Below are 17,200 nucleotides of genomic sequence, written 5' to 3'. Positions count from 1 at the left end.
CTATGATGAAGGGGAAGCTGGGGTTACATCAATTATGATGGGGTTTAATAACCTGGATTTTGCTGCCCTTTCAAATTTGGATTGTTTAAAATTGACTTAGCGGGAATTGGAAGTAACGATTTGTAATTGTTCCAAACACCTCCCTTCTTCGGAGTAATTGCTGACATGGTCTCATCAAGTAGTTGCGTACGTTTTAGGTCAAACCAGCGATGACCAAATTCTGTAAACAACTCAACTCTCCTTTCGTGAGCAATTGCATCCAATAAAGCATCTCGGTCATTTGGGCTTAGAGCGTCGAGGTCGGCCCTGGCTCTTACATCATTCAAATCAGCCCTAGACCCGTTGAGCTTATCCAATTTCGCACGAGCTTCCGCTCGAATAAGAAATTGTTCAGATAACCGGAATATTGTAGAATAATATCTAGTCGGAACGTCATCAATCTCAATTGGATACTTATTGGAATAATAATAAGTTTGACCAGCTGTCACTATTTTTCCAACCCATTTGTCCTTACGCTGATCTTCTGTCTCAAAACTTCCGATAAGCTCTTCATTTAGATACACGTCCTTTTCGCTGTCCGGCCCGTTTCGAGAAAGAATATATATCCAACCTTCTTGCGGATTTGACCAATATCCGTTAGAAACTACCTGCAACTGCCATATCGCAGCCTGCTATTCATTAAAAACTCTTCATCTAGTGGAACAAGTGAAAATAGATTTGATTCGATAACTTTTGTGGATTCTAATTCTGCATTTGCATAATCTTCCATAAATAGATAGACTCTCGATAATAACGCCGTTGCTGCCCATTTGGTTGGTCTAACTCTTGATGTTGTACTTTTCAACAATGTGCCGTCTAAAAACTCAGAGGAAAGTTGTTGTTGAGCTAAATTCAAATCTGAAATAATCTGCTCATAAACTTCGCGAACTGGTCGGCGACCTAACTTATTTATTTCAGTATAGTCAGTTGTCAATGGCACCGGAATTGCCCCGTACAGATTTGTCAAATAGAATAGGTGTAAAGCCCGCAAAAATAAAGCTTCACCAATTAACTGCGATTTTACAATTGGTGTCACTGAGTTAGATTTCTCGAGTCCATTTATCACAGAATTAGCCATAAAAATTTCTTTGTAAAAGTATGTCCAGTATCCGGGAGGTTCGTTCTGGGAGCTTAAAGCATTCAGATAGTAAGGACTTTTGGAATTGTCTGACATCTCCCATAAAGTAAGTTCGTCAGACAGGAGGCCAAGACGAAAACCTAAAGATCTAATTGAACTAGTTCCTTCCACTACTTCGCCGCCAGGTCCACCTGACATAGCTGCATATGTCCCGTTAAGTACGGCAATCGAGGTTTTGTCTGACGAGAAGACTGCTTCAGAAGTAACTGCTGTTGACGGAGGATCTATATCAACGAAGCTCTTGCATGAAACAAGAATTATCGTGGAAAAGACCACGATCTTCAATACTCTCTTATTGTAATAAATAAAAGCTGCAGTTGGTGTGTTGCAAAAAAGTGCCATGTTCGTAGTTTTAAAATGTAATTTTGGAACCAAACGTTAGAAGTCGTAATTGGGGCAGCCCAGCTACGCCACCCGACGCGCCAGTTTCAGGGTCGCCAGCAGGAAAATTTGTGACGGTAAGGAGATTCTGTCCTTGGAAGAAAACTGATAGAGCTTCAATATTCACTTTAGACAAAAATTTTGTTGGAAGTTGGTAAGAGAGTGCTACATTTCTTAATTTTAAAAATGTAGCGTCAACTACAACTCCATCGCTTGATGACCTAGCATCGAAGTGAGTGTCACTTATTTGATTAGTGAATCGTTCAATCTTTGCGTAATCTCCAGCGTTTTGCCATCTGTTTAGCACTTCTCTTCCCTGATTTCCCGTACCAAAAGACACAAACGTTCCTGGTCTTCTACCGAACCGGTTATAGTCAATATTTCGTCGGCTGGCTTGAAATATGAAAGACAGATCAAAACCCTTGTAGTTGATAGAATTAGTAATCCCAGCGAAGAACTTAGGGTTCCTATCCACAATTACAAAGTCATCTACTCCAAATTGCGGATCGTTAGTTATAGCTCCCTGACTGTCCAAAAATTGATAAAAACCGGTTTGCGAACTTACGCCCGCGAAGCTAAACAGTCTGCTAATGTTAACCGACTCGCCAATTCTGTATTTCGCATAATAGCTGGTCTGTTCCAAGTTGGGAAATGAGACGAGTTTGTTTCTGGGTAAAGTTAAATTGATACCCGACGTCCATTTAAAGCCGTTGAACTGCAGCAGTCGAGAGTTCAACACTATTTCCCACCCGAAGTTCTTAACAGAAGCATTAAGGTTACCCGTGACGTTTTCAAATCCTGAGACGTCTGATATCGGTATATCCAAAAGCTGATTTGACGACCTATTTATATAGTAGTTCGTTTCCAACATCAACCTATTAGAAAGGATTCCTACTTCTAAACCAAAATTCAACTTGGTGGTTGCCACCCACTCTAAAGAAGCATTAGGAGGTCCGTATGTATATAGGCCTTGAGTACCTTGGTAAGGCACGCTGTCGAATCCTACAACGTATAAATTTTCGTACCGGTAATCGCCAATCTGATCATTCCCAATTGTACCATAGCTCATCCTCAATTTTCCAAAGCTAAAAAAGCCCTGTGTATTGAAATCAGGCTCATTGGAGAATAGCCAAGCTACACCAACAGACCCGAAATTATTAAACTGGTTCTTTGATCCAAATCTTGAGGAACCGTCTCGACGCGCTGTCAAATTAACTAGATATGTATCTTTTAAGTTGTAGTTTAATCTTCCATATAACGCGGTGTATCTATATTGGGACATCATTGACTGACCAACTGATATTGTTGAGGCAGCACTAATATTGCGCATTAAGCTCTCAGTACTATATCCCGATCCTGATATAGCAGTTCGGCTGCTGTTTGTTACAGAGAATGTAACTCCTATCAGGGCACTAATATTTGAAGACCCAAATCGCCTGTCAAAATTAAATTGCGGTTCCGCTATCCAAGTTTTGATTTCAGAATCCGAAAAACTGGAACTATTTAACTCATTACGCTCGGGGCGGAAGGATGAGCTAGGGGATCCTACAAACTCGTCTATCCTGAAAGAGTTGTAGCCAAATGTTGAGGAAAGAGCTAAAGTCGGCGAAATCTTATAATTAAGTGCAGCGTTGCCAAGCAAGTTAACAGTCTTAGTCTCATATATTCTTTTAAGAATTGCGAGCGGGTTCTCCCATGTAGAGGTCCCGTTAGGGAGCTTTTGCCAATTTAGAGAACCGTCTTCCTGATATAAAGCAGGTGCATTCGGCGCCAGCGTCAAGGCCCTTTCCACAAGGCTTAAATTTGGAATGCCATTTTTATCACCCAAATAGGACATAGAGAAATTATAATTAAATTTATTATTTGATGTTTTTCCGCCTAAATTGATCCTTCCTGATCCTTTCTGATTGGAAAAATCGCCCGGAAATACAGTCGTTTCTCTATGATAGCCCAAATTGACTAAATAATTAAATAGTTCGGTACCAGCAGTTAACGAGGTATTGAGATCTGTAAAGGAACTATTTTTCCCTAATAGAACTTCCTGCCAATCTGTATATCTATTTTTGTCCCACGCTCCATTCAGATCATAATCAGTTGGTCTGATAGATAGGTTGTCGTTTTTCATAGCTTCTTCCCTCATTTCTAAGTATTCTTCAGTATTTAGTAAAGTTGGCTTAACACTGTTTGGTAGAACACCGACTCCGCGCTTCACCTCTGTAATAAAGCTAAGTTTACCAGCCCTACCCTTTTTTGTTGTAATTAAAATTGCTCCATTCGCAGCTCGAGATCCATAAATTGAAGTTGCATCTGCATCTTTTAAAATGTCTATCTGAGCGATGTTAGCCGGATTTATAAAAGCCATGGGGCTATTACCGATTCCGCCCAGTCCGTCAAACGCACCAACAGCATAAATTTTACCTAAAGTTTGGCTGGGATATGGAATTCCGTCGACTACAATCAAAGGGTCACTTCCATTTGCAATACTTGTTTGGCCTTGTATTCTAAGTTGTACACCGCTATTAGCCAAGCCATTACTTTGAATGATATCCAAACCGGGAACTCTACCCTGCAATGCCAAGATGGGATTATTGCTTGGTTGGTTCTCTATATCTTTTGAAGAAATCGTTATAACATTTCCCGTCTTCAGTTTTTCATTGATTTTATAGTATCCTGCGTTCACCACCACCTCATCCAACTTACTCGCACTCTGCTGCAGCTGAACATAGTTAAATTCCTTGCTTACAGCGACCTCCTTCGTCATATACCCCAAATAACTCACTACCAGTACAGCTCCCTCATCCACATTCCTCAACTGAAAGTTTCCTCCGGCATCTGTAGATGTAGAGCCTTTGCCGTTCTTCACGCTTACTGTGGCGCCCGGCAGGCCGTTGCCTAGAGTGTCCACCACTTTACCTCGTACATCAATCGCCTGAAATCGGGCGATTACTCTGTCGAGTATGGAAGGGGTTTTTTCTTTGATGACGATGACCTTGTCTTCAATGGTGTAGGCTAGGTCGCTGCCTTTGGTCAGTTGGTCCATTACGTCTGTTAAGGCGGTGTTTCTGAAGTTTACCTTTACGCCTTTCTCGGTGTCTACCTTACTTGTTGATACGAGTACGCCATAGCCGGTTTGCTTCTGGATCTCGTTAAATATACGTTCCAGTTTCACGTTGTTGCCAATCAGGGTAAGGCGCTGCCCAAAGCTGGCGGCGCTCACCTGCATAAGCGATATGATTAATATGAGTGTGGTTAACTTCATAATTAATATCCATTTATGTATGTAGCCTGGCGGCATACATAAGTTTCTAGTATAATTTTTATACATTTACTTTGTCTGTTATGGGTGTTGCTTGTTTTCAAGAATGCGGCAACCACCCGGTTCACGAAATAATTGTTTAATTGTTTCTGAAGCAGCATTACACGGACTCCGACGGCCATCGGTGTCCGTTTTTTATTTTGCATGCTTTCTGCAAATTATACTAGGGAATGTGCTCTTGATCTCTCATGACTTGGTTGGTTTAGGTTTACAGATTGGTTGATTCAGGAGATGATTTATCTTATTTGGTTATATAATATGATCTTTTTTGTCGGTCATTTCTTATCGATTATAACCTTATTTCCGGTAATCTCAAACTTCACTACACCCGTTCGTTCCAGGGTTTTCAGGGTGGTCGATAGCTTGTCGAACCTACTAAACTTGCCGTAGAAGGTTTCCTGCTTCACGCTGCTGTCTTTATACGCCAACTGAACATTGTACCACCGGGCTATTTTATTCATGGCGCTTTCCAGGCTTTCATGATCGAACATAAAGTTTCCTTCTTTCCAGGCCACGGCATTTTCAGCATCTACGTTCTGTATGTTGATCTGATTGGTAAATACCGATTGCTGGTTGGGTTTCAGAAGTTGAGGTTGCCGCGTCGTTCCTCCTCGCAATGACGAAACGGAAACACTTCCTTCAAGCAGGGTCGTTTTGATTGCGCCGTCCTCACCATAGGCATTAATGTTAAAGTGCGTACCCAAAACCTCCACCTGCTGGTCTAGCCCGTTGCTCAAATTTTTGGTGTTCACCACAAAGGGTTGAGATTTATCGCTAAATACTTCAAAGTAGGCTTCGCCACTCACTATTACTTCCCGTCTGACTAACCCTTTGAATGATATCGGAAATTCTATTTTAGAAGCAGCGTTAAGCCATACTTTTGTTCCATCTGGTAATGTAAAGGCGTAGGTTTGTCCATTGGCGGTCGCAGCCGTCATCCCGAGCGCAGCGTGGGACCCCTTGTCATTCAAGAGATCTCTCCCTTCGGTTCGAGATGACGTGACCTCACTCCCATCTTCGTACCTCAACTCCGCTCCAACTACCACACCTTTCTTTTCACTATCCAATACGATCGTTTTCCCATCGGCCAGGGTAATTGTTGCACCATAATTACCCGGTGCAACGTCATTGGCATAGTCCATGAGATTCGTCCTGTCGTCGGAATGACGGCCCCATTGGTCATTAAAGAACCATAACCCGAATACGATAGTCGCCACAGCGGCAGCCACGGCTACAATGCGCGGCCATAGTTTATACGGCTGTTTATCCTTGAGTCCATTGCCGTTCCCGTCAATTTCTTTGCTCTCCCCTCGAGCCTCTGCACGCATCCCCGCAAGCACCTTATTCAACATCCGGCTTTTTACCGCATCCGGTCCGCCGGAGCTGTCGGGCAATAACAGCAAATCATCCAGCATACTTTCATCCCAGTCGCGCAAATACCTCCGTTCCTGATCCGTCAACTGCCCCTTTTTCCACTTGTAAGCCAGTTCCTGTACATATGCCCTATTAAAATTGCCGTTCATTTAAATTGCCTTTCCTATATAGACGGCAAAAAATAACGTAACCCTAGGTCGGGTTGGAAAATTTTTTAGAAAAATTCATTCTGTGAGACCCGGCAACAATGTTGACTTTCACTTCGATATTGTGTATTTTTGGTTATTAATTTAGCAGTATGGCATCTACAGCAATTCGAGACCGATTATACGATTATATTCGCTACGCAGATGATAAGAAGGTGAGGGCGATATATACGATGGTAGAAGACGAAATTAAAGAACAGATTAACCTTTGGAACGATGAGAATGTCCTCAGGGAAATTGATATGCGTCTTGATGGTTATGAGTCAGGTGAAATCCAAACATCTAGCTGGGAAGAAGTGAAGCAGAAAGCAAAATTATTTAAGAAAAGCCGATGAGCTTTAATATTCGCTTTCATCTCAGGTTAAAAAGCGAAACTGTAGAGAAAGTAAAGTTGATGTTTTTCCATATCTTATAGTGTACAAAGTATACAAGAAAACCAATGATATCTTGATCGTCGCGGTATTTCATACAAGTAGAAAGCCCGGCGGAAAATACCGCAAATAACTTGGCTCATTCGAAGAGCTCATGTTCCCAATAACAACACAGCAATCGGCACCGCCACCGCTAAATTGTTCCTGATTCCCTTAAAGGCCCTCGACATATGTGCTTCGACCGCCTTCTCCGAAATATTTAATTCCTCGGCGATCTGCTTGTTCGTCAGGCCCTGTTCCCGGCTCATACGATATACGATGCGGCATTTCTCGGGCAACTGCCGCACAGATGCTTCGATCTGTTCCAGAAGTTCCTTCTCCAGCAATTGCGCATCGGCCGATAACTCATCGCTCAACCCGCTTTCTGCCTCCGTAAGCTCCCCGGTAGCATGCTTTTGTTTATAGTATTGCCCCGCAAGTAAGTCATACACCCGGTACCGCACCGCTGCCGCCAGATAGGTAGCGAGTGTATATTTCAGTTCGAGTTTATCCCTCAGCTTCCACAATTTCAGAAACACATCCTGCACACACTCTTCAGCCTCCTCCAGATGCTCCAGACGATTCAGCGCCACCGCCAGCAGCTTATCCCAATACCGTTCATAAAGTTCGGTCATAGCACTAGCATCGCCCTGCTTCAGCAAAGCCACCAGTTCCAGATCAGTATAAGCACGTCGAGCAGACATTTAATTAGCGTTTTCCCTTAAGGGTTGTCCCTTTATAAATTTAACTAAAGTTTCGCAATAGTAAACTTTTTTCAGGACATAATGTTAAGAGGGGCCATGGTTCTAAAGACGGTGCTAAGATGTTATTCTTCAAAATACCTCAATAGAATTCATTTTATTTAGCTGTAAATCAATATTTTAATATAACACATTTCCTTGGAAATGTTGGGTTGAATTACATGTTATACTTAACTTTGCTTATGGGACCTACGTACAGTAAAATCGCGTATATTTGTTATATGCAAAAACTTATTGTTCAGCCAAGAGATAAAAGGCAACTTTCACAAGTTAAAAGCGCACTAAAGGCCTTAGGCGTTCCTTTTACCCAAGAAGAGGTTGAACCTTATGATCGGGACTTTGTTAAAAAGGTCCAATCTAGTTTGGCAGAATTCGAGGCCGGAAAAACCACAAAAGTAAAATCTGAAGATCTTAAAAAATTTCTTGGCCTTTAATGGAATATAACTTAGTATTTTCGGATCAGGCCAAACTTGAGATCGAATATTTTAAGCAAACCGGCAATAAAACTATCTTAAAAAAGCTATTAAAGTTATTCCAGGAATTACAAAGTCATCCCTTTTATGGAACGGGCCGTCCAGAAGCATTAAAACATAGTCTTTCAGGTCTCTGGTCAAGCCCCATCAATCTTGAACACCGATTAGTTTACCAGGTCTTAGATTCGAATATCAATGTGATTTCTGTGAAAGGACATTACTAGGAAGGTAATAGGTCCAACGAGTATGGGACGCTCAGTTAATGTTGAGCGATTATTTCAGTCTTCAGTAGAGCCCTTCGGATTTAGAACCTCATCAGTAAAGTGCCCGCGATGCCTTTCCTGCGCAAATTTGCCGGCATTAAATGCAGCTGAATTTCCCTTTGGAATAGATAAAGACTGCCAGTTAGAAGCCAGCATTTTGCCGATGAAAACGATCTGCCCCACATGATAAGGATAATGCGCCAATTGCCGGTTAATCGCTTCCATCACGGTGTGCCTCTCGTTACGGATATAGACGATCTTGCTAAGGTCCTCATCAGACAGCGATTCAAGACTATCCAGTAAAACGATCCAGCCCTGTTCCCATAATTTCAGCATCTCTTGCTTTGAACCCAGATCATTCTCAAACTCGGCATCACGGTGGCGCCAGGGCTTTTCTCCGTCGGTCGTTAAAAAATCTGTCCAGCGACTAAGCATATTACCCGCCATATGCTTAACGATCGTCGCGATGCTGTTGCTATCCGGATTATGCTGCATAAACAACTGTTCTTCTGTAAGCTGATCAAAGGTTCTATCGCCCAGCATTTTGTAGTACAAAAACTGCTTTAATACGCTTTCCAGATACTCATTTTTCATAACAACGATTTGTTGGTTAACAAATATACTCAAACGTGAATTCAATTGTGCGTGAGTTATTGGGTCAATCGCGATGGCGATAAATTTAAACATTCTCATAGCGGTATCTCACCTCCTCGCTATACGTCAATATAATAAGCTGACCATCAATATTTTGAACAAATAATTATTATTTTGAAACTTGGCTTTTCTGCGAAGATCTGCATAGGTTTGCTGAAATAATTCTTATGCCAATTACATCCAGATTCCTCGACCCGCTTACCGACTTTGGTTTCAAACGCCTTTTCGGGAGCGAACCCGACAAAGACATTATGATCGACTTTCTAAACGTTCTCTTTGAGGGCGAGAAAGTCATTGCCGACATTAGCTACAGTCCGACCGAAATGAACGGAGCTAGTTCAAAAGAGAAAAAAGTGCTTTTCGACCTCACCTGCACTGGTGCCGATGGAGAAAAGTTCATTATTGAAATGCAGCGCACCGATCAGGAGTTCTTCAGCGACCGCTGCGTGTTTTACATGTCCAGATTGATAAGCTCTCAACTGGCCAAAGACAGCTCCAATTGGTCCTCAGCCCTAAGCGAAGTGTATTTAATCGGAATTATGGAGTTTTCTTTCAAGGAATCCGACTGCGACTATCTGCATAATATCAAACTGGCAAATCTTAAGACCGGCAAGGTTTTTCACAATGGCATGGGTTATAAATTCCTGGAATTGCCTAACTTTGATAAGAGCGAAGCGGAATTGCAGACTGATCTGGACAAATGGTTTTACGTATTGAAGAACCTGAGCAGTCTGGACAAAATCCCTGCAATCCTCGACAAAAGAGTCTTCCAAAAGATCTTTAAAATTGCGGAGGTAAGCAAAATGACTAAAGAAGAACAAGAACTTTACGATTCAGATCTCAAAGCCAAATCTGACTGGAACGCAGGGATTGAGTGGGCTAAGAAGCAGGCCGATCACGAAGCAACATTGAGGATAGCTCTTAACTTCCTCAAACGTGGCTTTACCGCGGAGCAAGTTTCTGCAGGAACTGGCTTGTCATTGGAAGAAGTGCACAAACTTCAGAGTTAGGCAGACAACAAAAATGACTAAAGAAGAACAGGAACTTTACGATTCAGATCTCAGAGCCAAATCTGACTGGAACGCAGGGATTGAATGGGCTAAGAAGCAAGCTGCGCAAGAAGCATTTGACGAAGCGTCTAAAGAAGCGGAACAACGCATATTACAGATCGCCCGAAACCTTAAGGAGCAAGGCATCGATGAAGCCCACATCTCCAAGGCTACCGGGCTGTCCATCAAGGAAATCAAAGCCCTATAAGCCAAGCCCTACCTTAAGATATCATAACGCAGCGATACCAAACCCGTTTCATAAGTCTTACTTTCCAGCAAAGTAAGCTGCGAACGATGATCCTGTCCGGTAAACAAAGGCCTTCCGCTGCCAAGCAATATCGGGTGTACCGACAACCACAACTCATCCACTAGCCCAGCCTTCATCATGACCTCATTCAGAGAGGCACCACCGAACAACCAAATGTCTTTGCCCGGCATTTCCTTCAGGCGCTGTGCTTCGAGCATGCTATCGCCCGAAACTAGTACTGCTCCATCTTTCACCTGTTGTAGCGTATTCGAAAACACATATTCTTGAAGCGGAGGCATGCCGGGAACAGCTTCACCCCCATGCTCAGCCACATGCTTTTGCAAAGTTTCGTAGCTTTTACGCCCGATAAACATCGCATCGATCCGCTCATAAAATTCATTCAGACCATAATCCTGATCCGTGAAGCACCAATCATATTCACCGTTTGGCCCTTCAATATAACCGTCAAGCGTAACGGCCAATCCTAAAATTAGTTTCCTCATCTCTTTTTTATATATAGCTCAAAGGTAGGGCAACGAAAGCATGGCAAATTGTACAAAACGGACATCAATACAAAATATGATCCGAGCGAACCAATACACCCGGCGTACACCCTGTAAATTCCTTATAATCCCTTATAAAATGTGCCTGATCATAATACCCAGATCTATGAGCGAGCTCAGTAAGCGAATGATTCGGATAGTATTTTAATTGCCGTAGAGAGTAAATGAACCGGGTGACCCGCAGGTACTCCTTCGGCGGTAAACCCAGGTTATGACCAAATTTTCTGGAAAGCTGGCGCTGACTCAATCCGGAGAGACCACTGATGTCACCCGCGGAAAGATTACCCTTTGCATGTTCAATATGCTTCATACAATATACAAAGACAGCGTCCGTTTTGCTGCCCGTAAGCTGTGTAATGAGATAGTTCTGCAAGATATTAACTTTCTCCAGCGCTGAACTGCAGAGCGCCAGTTGTTCTTCCAGCATATCGGAGTTCAACTTCCAAAGATCAGAAAGCGGCGTAGTGGTATTGGCTAGTTCACTCATCGGGACCTTGAAAAAGTGCTGTGCCATTCCGGGATAAAAGCACAGGGCGACACAGCCCGACCCTTTTCGCATTCGAACATCCGCATACCGGTTCATCCTAAAAGTAACGATGCTTCGCGTGTACAATTGCCCATCAATCACTGCCACAGGCGGATTTGTATAGTTAAGAAAAATTTCCACACAAGCGTCTGGCAAAACACGGACATGGCTCGTATCCGCATCCTCATCGCATTCCATGGTACAAATCGACTTTACGTAAGGCGCAAGCTTTGGCTTGATATCATATAACTGCAGTTGCATAATTTCGAACTGGGTTTACAGTTTAAGGCGTTTGCTGCGGCATAAAGTTAGTGATATTCCGACAGTAGCGGTACATAAAGACTTACCAGAATAGTCAGGTCATGCATTATTATTCCTTTAGATTTCTTAAAAAATGTTAAAATGTTCTGAGGTCACCTTTATTCACATAATTTAGATAAAAAATTGCTTATCCAAATAGATATGAGACCGTATACGCTTTCAGACATTACTTCCTTATTACGAATAACTGCGCTATTTAGTTACTTTATCTTTTGCCATACATCTGTGAGCCTGGCTCAAGATCCGTTTGTAGTGAAAGGTAAAATCAAGAATCTGCCCGACGGAACGGTAATTAACCTCATGCGTAACGAAGGCAACCTGCTCAGTTCCGTTGACAAAGACACCCTTCATCAAGGTGTCTTTCATTTGTCAGACTCGGTAGCGGAGTTAAGCCAATACGGACTGATGATATTTGACCCTGGGTTCCCCTCGGGTTACCTTGAACTTTGGGCTCGCCCGGGGAGCAGCATAAAAGTGCAAGGCACAGGCAAATACTTAAAAACATGGAAGGTAGTTTCAAATATACCCGAACAGAAAGATCTATCTCGCTATATATCCGCCAGTGAACCACAGCTTTATGAACTGCAGGCCTTATCCGCACAAGAAAGCACGCTACGTAGCCAGCGCGATTCTGCCACCCAGCAGTATCGCGAGGTACTCAAACGCCAGATCGATTCCCTCCGCGCGGTTCAGGATTCGATAACCAGGATAATGGATAACATAGACATTAAATTGCTGAGCAATACAAGTAAACATGGCCGGGTATGGCTCAACAGATTTAAAACGCACGCAAGATTTGCGAAATACAGCCCCGACACGCTATATCAGCAAGCCGTGTCAAACCTATACAAGTCTTTGCCGGCGACAGAACGGGAAAGTCATTCGGGACAGGAAATCCGTACGCTCCTGTATCCGCCAGTCGTCGTGAAACTGGGAGAAAAGATGGCTGACACGGCATTGAAGAGTCTGGACGGTACAGTTCATACCTTGTCAGACTTTAAAGGTAAATATTTACTTATCGATTTCTGGAGCATTGGATGCGGCCCATGCATCGCCGCTATGCCCGAACTTAAAGCACTCCACGAACGCTTCTCCGATCAGGTGACCATAGTAAGTTTCAGCCTCGACGAAAAACTGGAGACCTGGAAAAAAGCCTCGGAACACGTGAAAGTGAGCTGGACCAATCTGACCGATGGCAAAGGAATGTCCGGGCTGGCCGCCAGGTATGGAGTAAGTGGAATACCACATTATATTATCATAAGTCCGGACGGTGTACTGATAGATTCATGGGTGGGTTACTCCCAGGGCCTTCTCACTAAAAAACTGGAAAAGCTACTCAAAATTTAAGGCTTTACTTCGATACATTATTATTATCTTTTTCCTGAAAAATTGATTAGCAGGGAAAGGTCTGAAATAGAAGTTACCGGCGTTGGTAAGTCGTCAGAAAGACCAATTCAAATTACACAAACACGCTATATAGAGCAGTATATAACATTGTTTATCAATATTTTGTGTAAATAATTATTATTTTGAAACTTGGCTTTTCTGCGAAGATCTGCATAGGTTTGCTGAAATAATTCTTATGCCAATTACATCCAGATTCCTCGACCCGCTTACCGACTTTGGTTTCAAACGCCTTTTCGGGAGCGAACCCGACAAAGACATTATGATCGACTTTCTAAACGTTCTCTTTGAGGGCGAGAAAGTCATTGCCGACATCAGTTACAGTCCGACCGAAATAAACGGAGCTAGTTCAAAAGAGAAAAAAGTGCTTTTCGACCTCACCTGCACCGGCGCCGACGGTGAAAAGTTTATCATTGAAATGCAACGTACCGATCAGGAGTTCTTCAGCGACCGCTGCGTGTTCTATATGTCAAGATTGATCAGCTCCCAACTGGCCAAAGACAGTTCCAACTGGTCTTCAGCTCTCAGTGAGGTATATCTGATCGGCATTATGGAGTTTTCTTTCAAGGAATCCGACGGCGACTATCTGCATAATATCAAGTTGGCAAATCTTAAGACCGGCAAGGTTTTTCACAATGGCATGGGTTATAAATTCCTGGAATTGCCTAACTTTGATAAGAGCGAAGCGGAATTGCAGACCGACCTAGACAAATGGTTTTATGTTTTAAAAAACCTGAGCAGTCTGGACAAGATACCTGCAATCCTCGACAAAAGAGTTTTTCAAAAGATCTTTAAAATTGCGGAGGTAAGCAAAATGACTAAAGAAGAACAAGAACTTTACGATTCAGATCTCAAAGCCAAATCTGACTGGAACGCAGGGATTGAGTGGGCTAAGAAGCAGGCTGCTCAAGAAGCATTTGACGAAGCGTCTAAAGAAGCGGAACAACGCATATTACAGATCGCCCATGACCTTAAAATGCAAATCGCACGAAAACTCAAACAGAAAGGAGCCAGTGACGCTGAAATCTCGGAACTCACTGAGCTTTCCCTTGAGGAAATCAAAGCGCTGTAGGTAAAGCGCATTAATTTTTCGTTCAAAGTTCATGCAAGTCCTTTGTCTTAACAGCCTACTTTGCAGAAACTACTATCAAGCGAATAAGAGATGAGCTCGATCAGAAAATCAATTTTAAGGCTAAAACCTTATATTTGCTTCATAACCATTTGTTTTGAAACGCTCTCCTGCTCTTCGGTTCATCGTCACGCTTCTTATTTTTTTCGGAAGTCTGAGTCTCCACGCCCAACAAAGCCGAAAGGTCTCCGGCAGCATAACCGATACCGCTAAAACGGCCATATCTGGCGCCACAGTGCTGCTGATCTCCGAAAAAGATACGCTTAAAAGCATAACCGATTCCGAAGGCTATTTCAGCTTTTCAAAAATAACCGTCAATAAGTTTTCGCTGGAGATCAGCAGTGTTGCCTATCAAAAAGTCAGCTTTGAGCATAGCTTTACAGAAAAAGAACGACATAAGCGGCTCGAGCCTATCGAACTGAAGCCGTCCAACCAAATGCTTAAAGAAGTGGTCATCAAAGGCAAACCCAACCCGGTCAGGTTCATGCAAGACACAGTGGAGTTCAATGCAGAGGCCTTTCAGGTGCTTGAGGGCGATAACGTAGCGGATCTGATCAAGCAGTTTCCAGGCATGGAGGTCGACGACCAGTACAACGTCAAGTCCATGGGCAAGCAGATGGTTAAGTTGAGGGTAAACGGTGAAGATTTCTTTACTGGCGACGTCAATGAGTTCATCCGGCGCCTGCCTGCCGGTATCGTATCTAAAATTCAGGTCATCGACGATTTTGGGGATGAGGCTAACTTTACGGGTATTAAGGTGGGCGAACCCAGAAAGTTGCTGAACATTGTCACCAAACCGGGTATGGACAACGGCACCTTCGGCAACGCATCGGCAAATGCGGGATCCAACGACATGATCGGAAGCGGCCTCAGCGGCAATCTCTGGAAGGGCGGAAAGCAGACCTCCGCTCAGGGCAATATCGGAACCCAAAACAACGGAGCCGGAACAAGCAGAAACATTACCGGAGGCTTCAGTCATAACGACAAGTTCGGTAAACATACCCGCGGCGGTTTTGGATACAATTTCAGAAATAACAGCAACGCCTTCTCTCAGGAGCAGGTTATGGAATCTGTATATCCAGAGGGAACTTTCGTAAACAATTCCAGAAGTGCTGGCGACAATGGCGGAAGCCGTCACCACTTGAACGGTAACCTGCATTTTAATAACAAGAAGCTCTTCCTGACCACAAACTTCAACGGTGCGTTAAACCGCTCCAATGCGGCAAACAGCTCGGCGACCAATCAATTCGGCCTCGTCCGGCAAGATTTGCGCAACAGCACGCAGTCGAAGAACTCGACCCCCAACCTGAACGCTTCTTTCTCAGCTGCCCGCAAGCCTTCAAAATCACCCCACCGCATCACGTTCAGCGGTGGCGTTTCCACATCAGGAAATAACGGCACACAGCAGATCAATACGAATACATTGTACTACAACAAAGCCACAGGCGCGCTCGAAAAAGATTCGGTGCTTAACCGCGACCTCCTTAACCGGTCGGACAGCCGCGGTTTTAATGCGGGGTTTAACTATAGCTTTGGGTTTAAAAAACCTAAAGACAGTCTGGTAAACCGTCACCTTACCCTGGGTTACAGCGGCAATATCAACCTGTCATCCAGCGAGGTATCAACTTTTGTGAACGACAATATCACAGGCCGCGTCGCGCTGGTCGACTCGCTCAGCCAGTCGTTCCGGTCAACCAGCCTCAGCCAATCAATCAACCTCGACTATAATTATAGCCGCAAAAATTTCCGGTACAACTTCGGAATCAATGCGCGGCCCAACATGCTCAGCAACGAGGACCTGAAACTGAAGCAAAAATTTGTAAACAACACTTTCAATTATGCTCCAAGCGTCAGTCTCGGCAAAACCCTTGCGAAAAACAAGACCATTTCCGCCAGTTATAACGGCTCCAACAACAATCCCTCCATCCATCAACTTCAGCCGATTCGCAATACCCAAAACCTGCAAAATATCGTTGTTGGCAACCCCGACCTGAAAGCGTCCTTCAATCATAGTATGAGGCTGAGCTTTAACTACAATCATGCAAAGACTGGCTTTTCCGTGCAAACAGGCCTGAATGCCAACGTTACGCAGCGCGAAATTGTGGACCATGTAATCCTCATACCCGACACGCTCGACAGCTACCGGCAGATCACCCGCTATGAGAACGTAAACGGCAATTACGGCGTCAACGCGAATTATTACGCCAATTTCCCGTTCCTGAAAAACAAGCTTTTTTTCGGTCTCTCCGGCAATATTGGTCGCTCTAACCGGGCAATCCTGTTCAACAATCAGCGGGCCTTCGGTTCGGGGCTCAACTTTGCGCAGAGGCTCAACGGGCGCTACAACTTCAAGAAGTTCAATGTAAGCATGAACCTGAATTATTCGGTTACAAACAACAATGACGCAGGTTCGCTCCTACGCACAGCCTATATGCAGCAGCCTATGGGTTTGGGCATGATCAGCGCACCTGCCTTCTTCCGAAGCAATGCGCTCCAGATGAACATAAACGGCAGCATGCGACTAAAAACGCTCTCGCTCTCGGCGGGCGGAAACTATGCAAATACCAGGAGTGGCACCGGGGTCGATTCTACCTTGCGAGATGTGTCGAACATCAACTTAAACATGCAGGCGGAACTTACGGTTAAGAAATCTTACCACATCAGATTTGACGCATATAAGCGCATCAACTATGGTTATGCCCTTCAGGAGGCTAACCCGCTGGTCATCAATATGGCCTTAAGCAAAGGCTTTTTAAAAAATACACTTAGGTTTAACCTGAGCGGGAACGATCTGCTTGCCCAGGGCAATAACATTTCACGTGTGCTGTCGGGCAACACGATCATCGACAGCCGGACTAAACAACAAACCCGGGTGTTTACCCTCGGCCTCAGCTACGATTTATCTAAGTTTGGTGGCAGGGTGTTCCGTGTTGATGCCGACTAGCC

The 17,200-nt window shown here is 43.9% G+C and carries 16 protein-coding genes and 1 pseudogene; 9 read left to right on the top strand and 8 right to left on the bottom strand.

The window, feature by feature from the left end; genetic code table 11:
- Positions 1 to 44: 44 nt before the first annotated feature.
- The 4 genes from J3P40_RS11425 to J3P40_RS11410 form a co-directional block, all read right to left on the bottom strand.
- Positions 45 to 653 (bottom strand): RagB/SusD family nutrient uptake outer membrane protein, encoded by a 609-nt coding sequence (locus J3P40_RS11425; protein ID WP_256005689.1) that lies wholly within the window; start codon positions 651 to 653, stop codon positions 45 to 47.
- Entirely contained in the window at positions 644 to 1,519 is an 876-nt protein-coding gene (locus J3P40_RS11420; protein WP_256005687.1) for a RagB/SusD family nutrient uptake outer membrane protein, read from the bottom strand. Before J3P40_RS11420 ends, J3P40_RS11425 begins: the two co-directional genes overlap by 10 nt.
- Before the next feature lie 10 nt (positions 1,520 to 1,529).
- On the bottom strand, positions 1,530 to 4,781 hold the full coding sequence (locus J3P40_RS11415; protein ID WP_256005684.1) for a SusC/RagA family TonB-linked outer membrane protein: 3,252 nt from the start codon (positions 4,779 to 4,781) through the stop codon (positions 1,530 to 1,532).
- A 368-nt stretch (positions 4,782 to 5,149) separates the two neighbouring features.
- A complete protein-coding gene (locus tag J3P40_RS11410) occupies positions 5,150 to 6,397 on the bottom strand; it encodes a FecR family protein (RefSeq protein ID WP_256005681.1) in 1,248 nt (415 codons plus the stop codon).
- Between the two features lie 149 nt (positions 6,398 to 6,546).
- On the opposite strand from J3P40_RS11410, the gene J3P40_RS11405 reads away from it, so the two are divergent.
- Positions 6,547 to 6,789, top strand: coding sequence for a hypothetical protein (locus tag J3P40_RS11405; RefSeq protein ID WP_256005679.1), 243 nt, complete (start codon positions 6,547 to 6,549; stop codon positions 6,787 to 6,789).
- A 43-nt stretch (positions 6,790 to 6,832) separates the two neighbouring features.
- Positions 6,833 to 6,958 (top strand): annotated as a pseudogene (locus tag J3P40_RS17815) (type II toxin-antitoxin system RelE/ParE family toxin); the annotation flags it as partial.
- A gap of 19 nt (positions 6,959 to 6,977) precedes the next feature.
- Here the strand turns inward: J3P40_RS17815 and J3P40_RS11400 are convergent.
- Complete coding sequence (locus J3P40_RS11400; RefSeq protein ID WP_256005676.1) at positions 6,978 to 7,568, bottom strand: RNA polymerase sigma-70 factor; 591 nt, start codon at positions 7,566 to 7,568, stop codon at positions 6,978 to 6,980.
- 278 nt (positions 7,569 to 7,846) lie between these two features.
- Here J3P40_RS11400 and J3P40_RS11395 point away from each other — a divergent pair, with 278 nt between their 5' ends.
- Together J3P40_RS11395 and J3P40_RS11390 are read left to right on the top strand one after the other, a co-directional pair.
- A complete protein-coding gene (locus tag J3P40_RS11395) occupies positions 7,847 to 8,059 on the top strand; it encodes a DUF2683 family protein (protein WP_256005674.1) in 213 nt (70 codons plus the stop codon).
- A complete protein-coding gene (locus J3P40_RS11390) occupies positions 8,059 to 8,322 on the top strand; it encodes a Txe/YoeB family addiction module toxin (RefSeq protein ID WP_256005672.1) in 264 nt (87 codons plus the stop codon). The genes J3P40_RS11395 and J3P40_RS11390 overlap by 1 nt, the downstream gene beginning before the upstream one ends.
- A 54-nt stretch (positions 8,323 to 8,376) precedes the next feature.
- On the opposite strand, the gene J3P40_RS11385 is transcribed toward J3P40_RS11390, so the two are convergent.
- Positions 8,377 to 8,955, bottom strand: a complete 579-nt coding sequence (locus tag J3P40_RS11385; RefSeq protein WP_256005669.1) for a DUF1572 domain-containing protein — start codon at positions 8,953 to 8,955, stop codon at positions 8,377 to 8,379.
- A 227-nt stretch (positions 8,956 to 9,182) separates the two neighbouring features.
- On the opposite strand from J3P40_RS11385, the gene J3P40_RS11380 reads away from it, so the two are divergent.
- Positions 9,183 to 10,025 (top strand): Rpn family recombination-promoting nuclease/putative transposase, encoded by an 843-nt coding sequence (locus tag J3P40_RS11380; protein ID WP_256005664.1) that lies wholly within the window; start codon positions 9,183 to 9,185, stop codon positions 10,023 to 10,025.
- Positions 10,026 to 10,038: 13 nt separating this feature from the next.
- On the top strand, positions 10,039 to 10,272 hold the full coding sequence (locus J3P40_RS11375) for an Rpn/YhgA-type helix-turn-helix domain-containing protein (RefSeq protein ID WP_256005661.1): 234 nt from the start codon (positions 10,039 to 10,041) through the stop codon (positions 10,270 to 10,272).
- An 8-nt stretch (positions 10,273 to 10,280) separates the two neighbouring features.
- Here the strand turns inward: J3P40_RS11375 and J3P40_RS11370 are convergent, their stop codons facing one another.
- Positions 10,281 to 10,814: a dihydrofolate reductase family protein gene (locus J3P40_RS11370; RefSeq protein ID WP_256005659.1), complete on the bottom strand. Its 534-nt coding sequence runs from the start codon at positions 10,812 to 10,814 to the stop codon at positions 10,281 to 10,283.
- Positions 10,815 to 10,878: 64 nt separating this feature from the next.
- Positions 10,879 to 11,661 (bottom strand): AraC family transcriptional regulator, encoded by a 783-nt coding sequence (locus J3P40_RS11365; protein WP_256005656.1) that lies wholly within the window; start codon positions 11,659 to 11,661, stop codon positions 10,879 to 10,881.
- Positions 11,662 to 11,862: 201 nt separating this feature from the next.
- Between J3P40_RS11365 and J3P40_RS11360 the strand changes: the two genes are divergently transcribed.
- The 3 genes from J3P40_RS11360 (at position 11,863) to J3P40_RS11350 (ending at position 17,198) form a co-directional block, all read left to right on the top strand.
- The gene (locus J3P40_RS11360) at positions 11,863 to 13,068 is read left to right on the top strand and encodes a TlpA disulfide reductase family protein (protein WP_256005653.1); all 1,206 of its coding nucleotides are present in this window, start codon (positions 11,863 to 11,865) and stop codon (positions 13,066 to 13,068) included.
- A gap of 235 nt (positions 13,069 to 13,303) precedes the next feature.
- A complete protein-coding gene (locus J3P40_RS11355) occupies positions 13,304 to 14,197 on the top strand; it encodes an Rpn family recombination-promoting nuclease/putative transposase (RefSeq protein ID WP_256005651.1) in 894 nt (297 codons plus the stop codon).
- A 154-nt stretch (positions 14,198 to 14,351) separates the two neighbouring features.
- Positions 14,352 to 17,198: an outer membrane beta-barrel protein gene (locus tag J3P40_RS11350; RefSeq protein WP_256005649.1), complete on the top strand. Its 2,847-nt coding sequence runs from the start codon at positions 14,352 to 14,354 to the stop codon at positions 17,196 to 17,198.
- Positions 17,199 to 17,200 lie beyond the last annotated feature (2 nt).

It is taken from the genome of Pedobacter deserti, from assembly GCF_024436415.1.
In the GTDB taxonomy this organism is placed as follows: Bacteria; Bacteroidota; Bacteroidia; order Sphingobacteriales; family Sphingobacteriaceae; genus Pedobacter; species Pedobacter faecalis.
The sequence above is the reverse complement of the archived record's forward strand: the minus strand, read 5'-3'. Positions and strand labels throughout refer to the sequence as shown.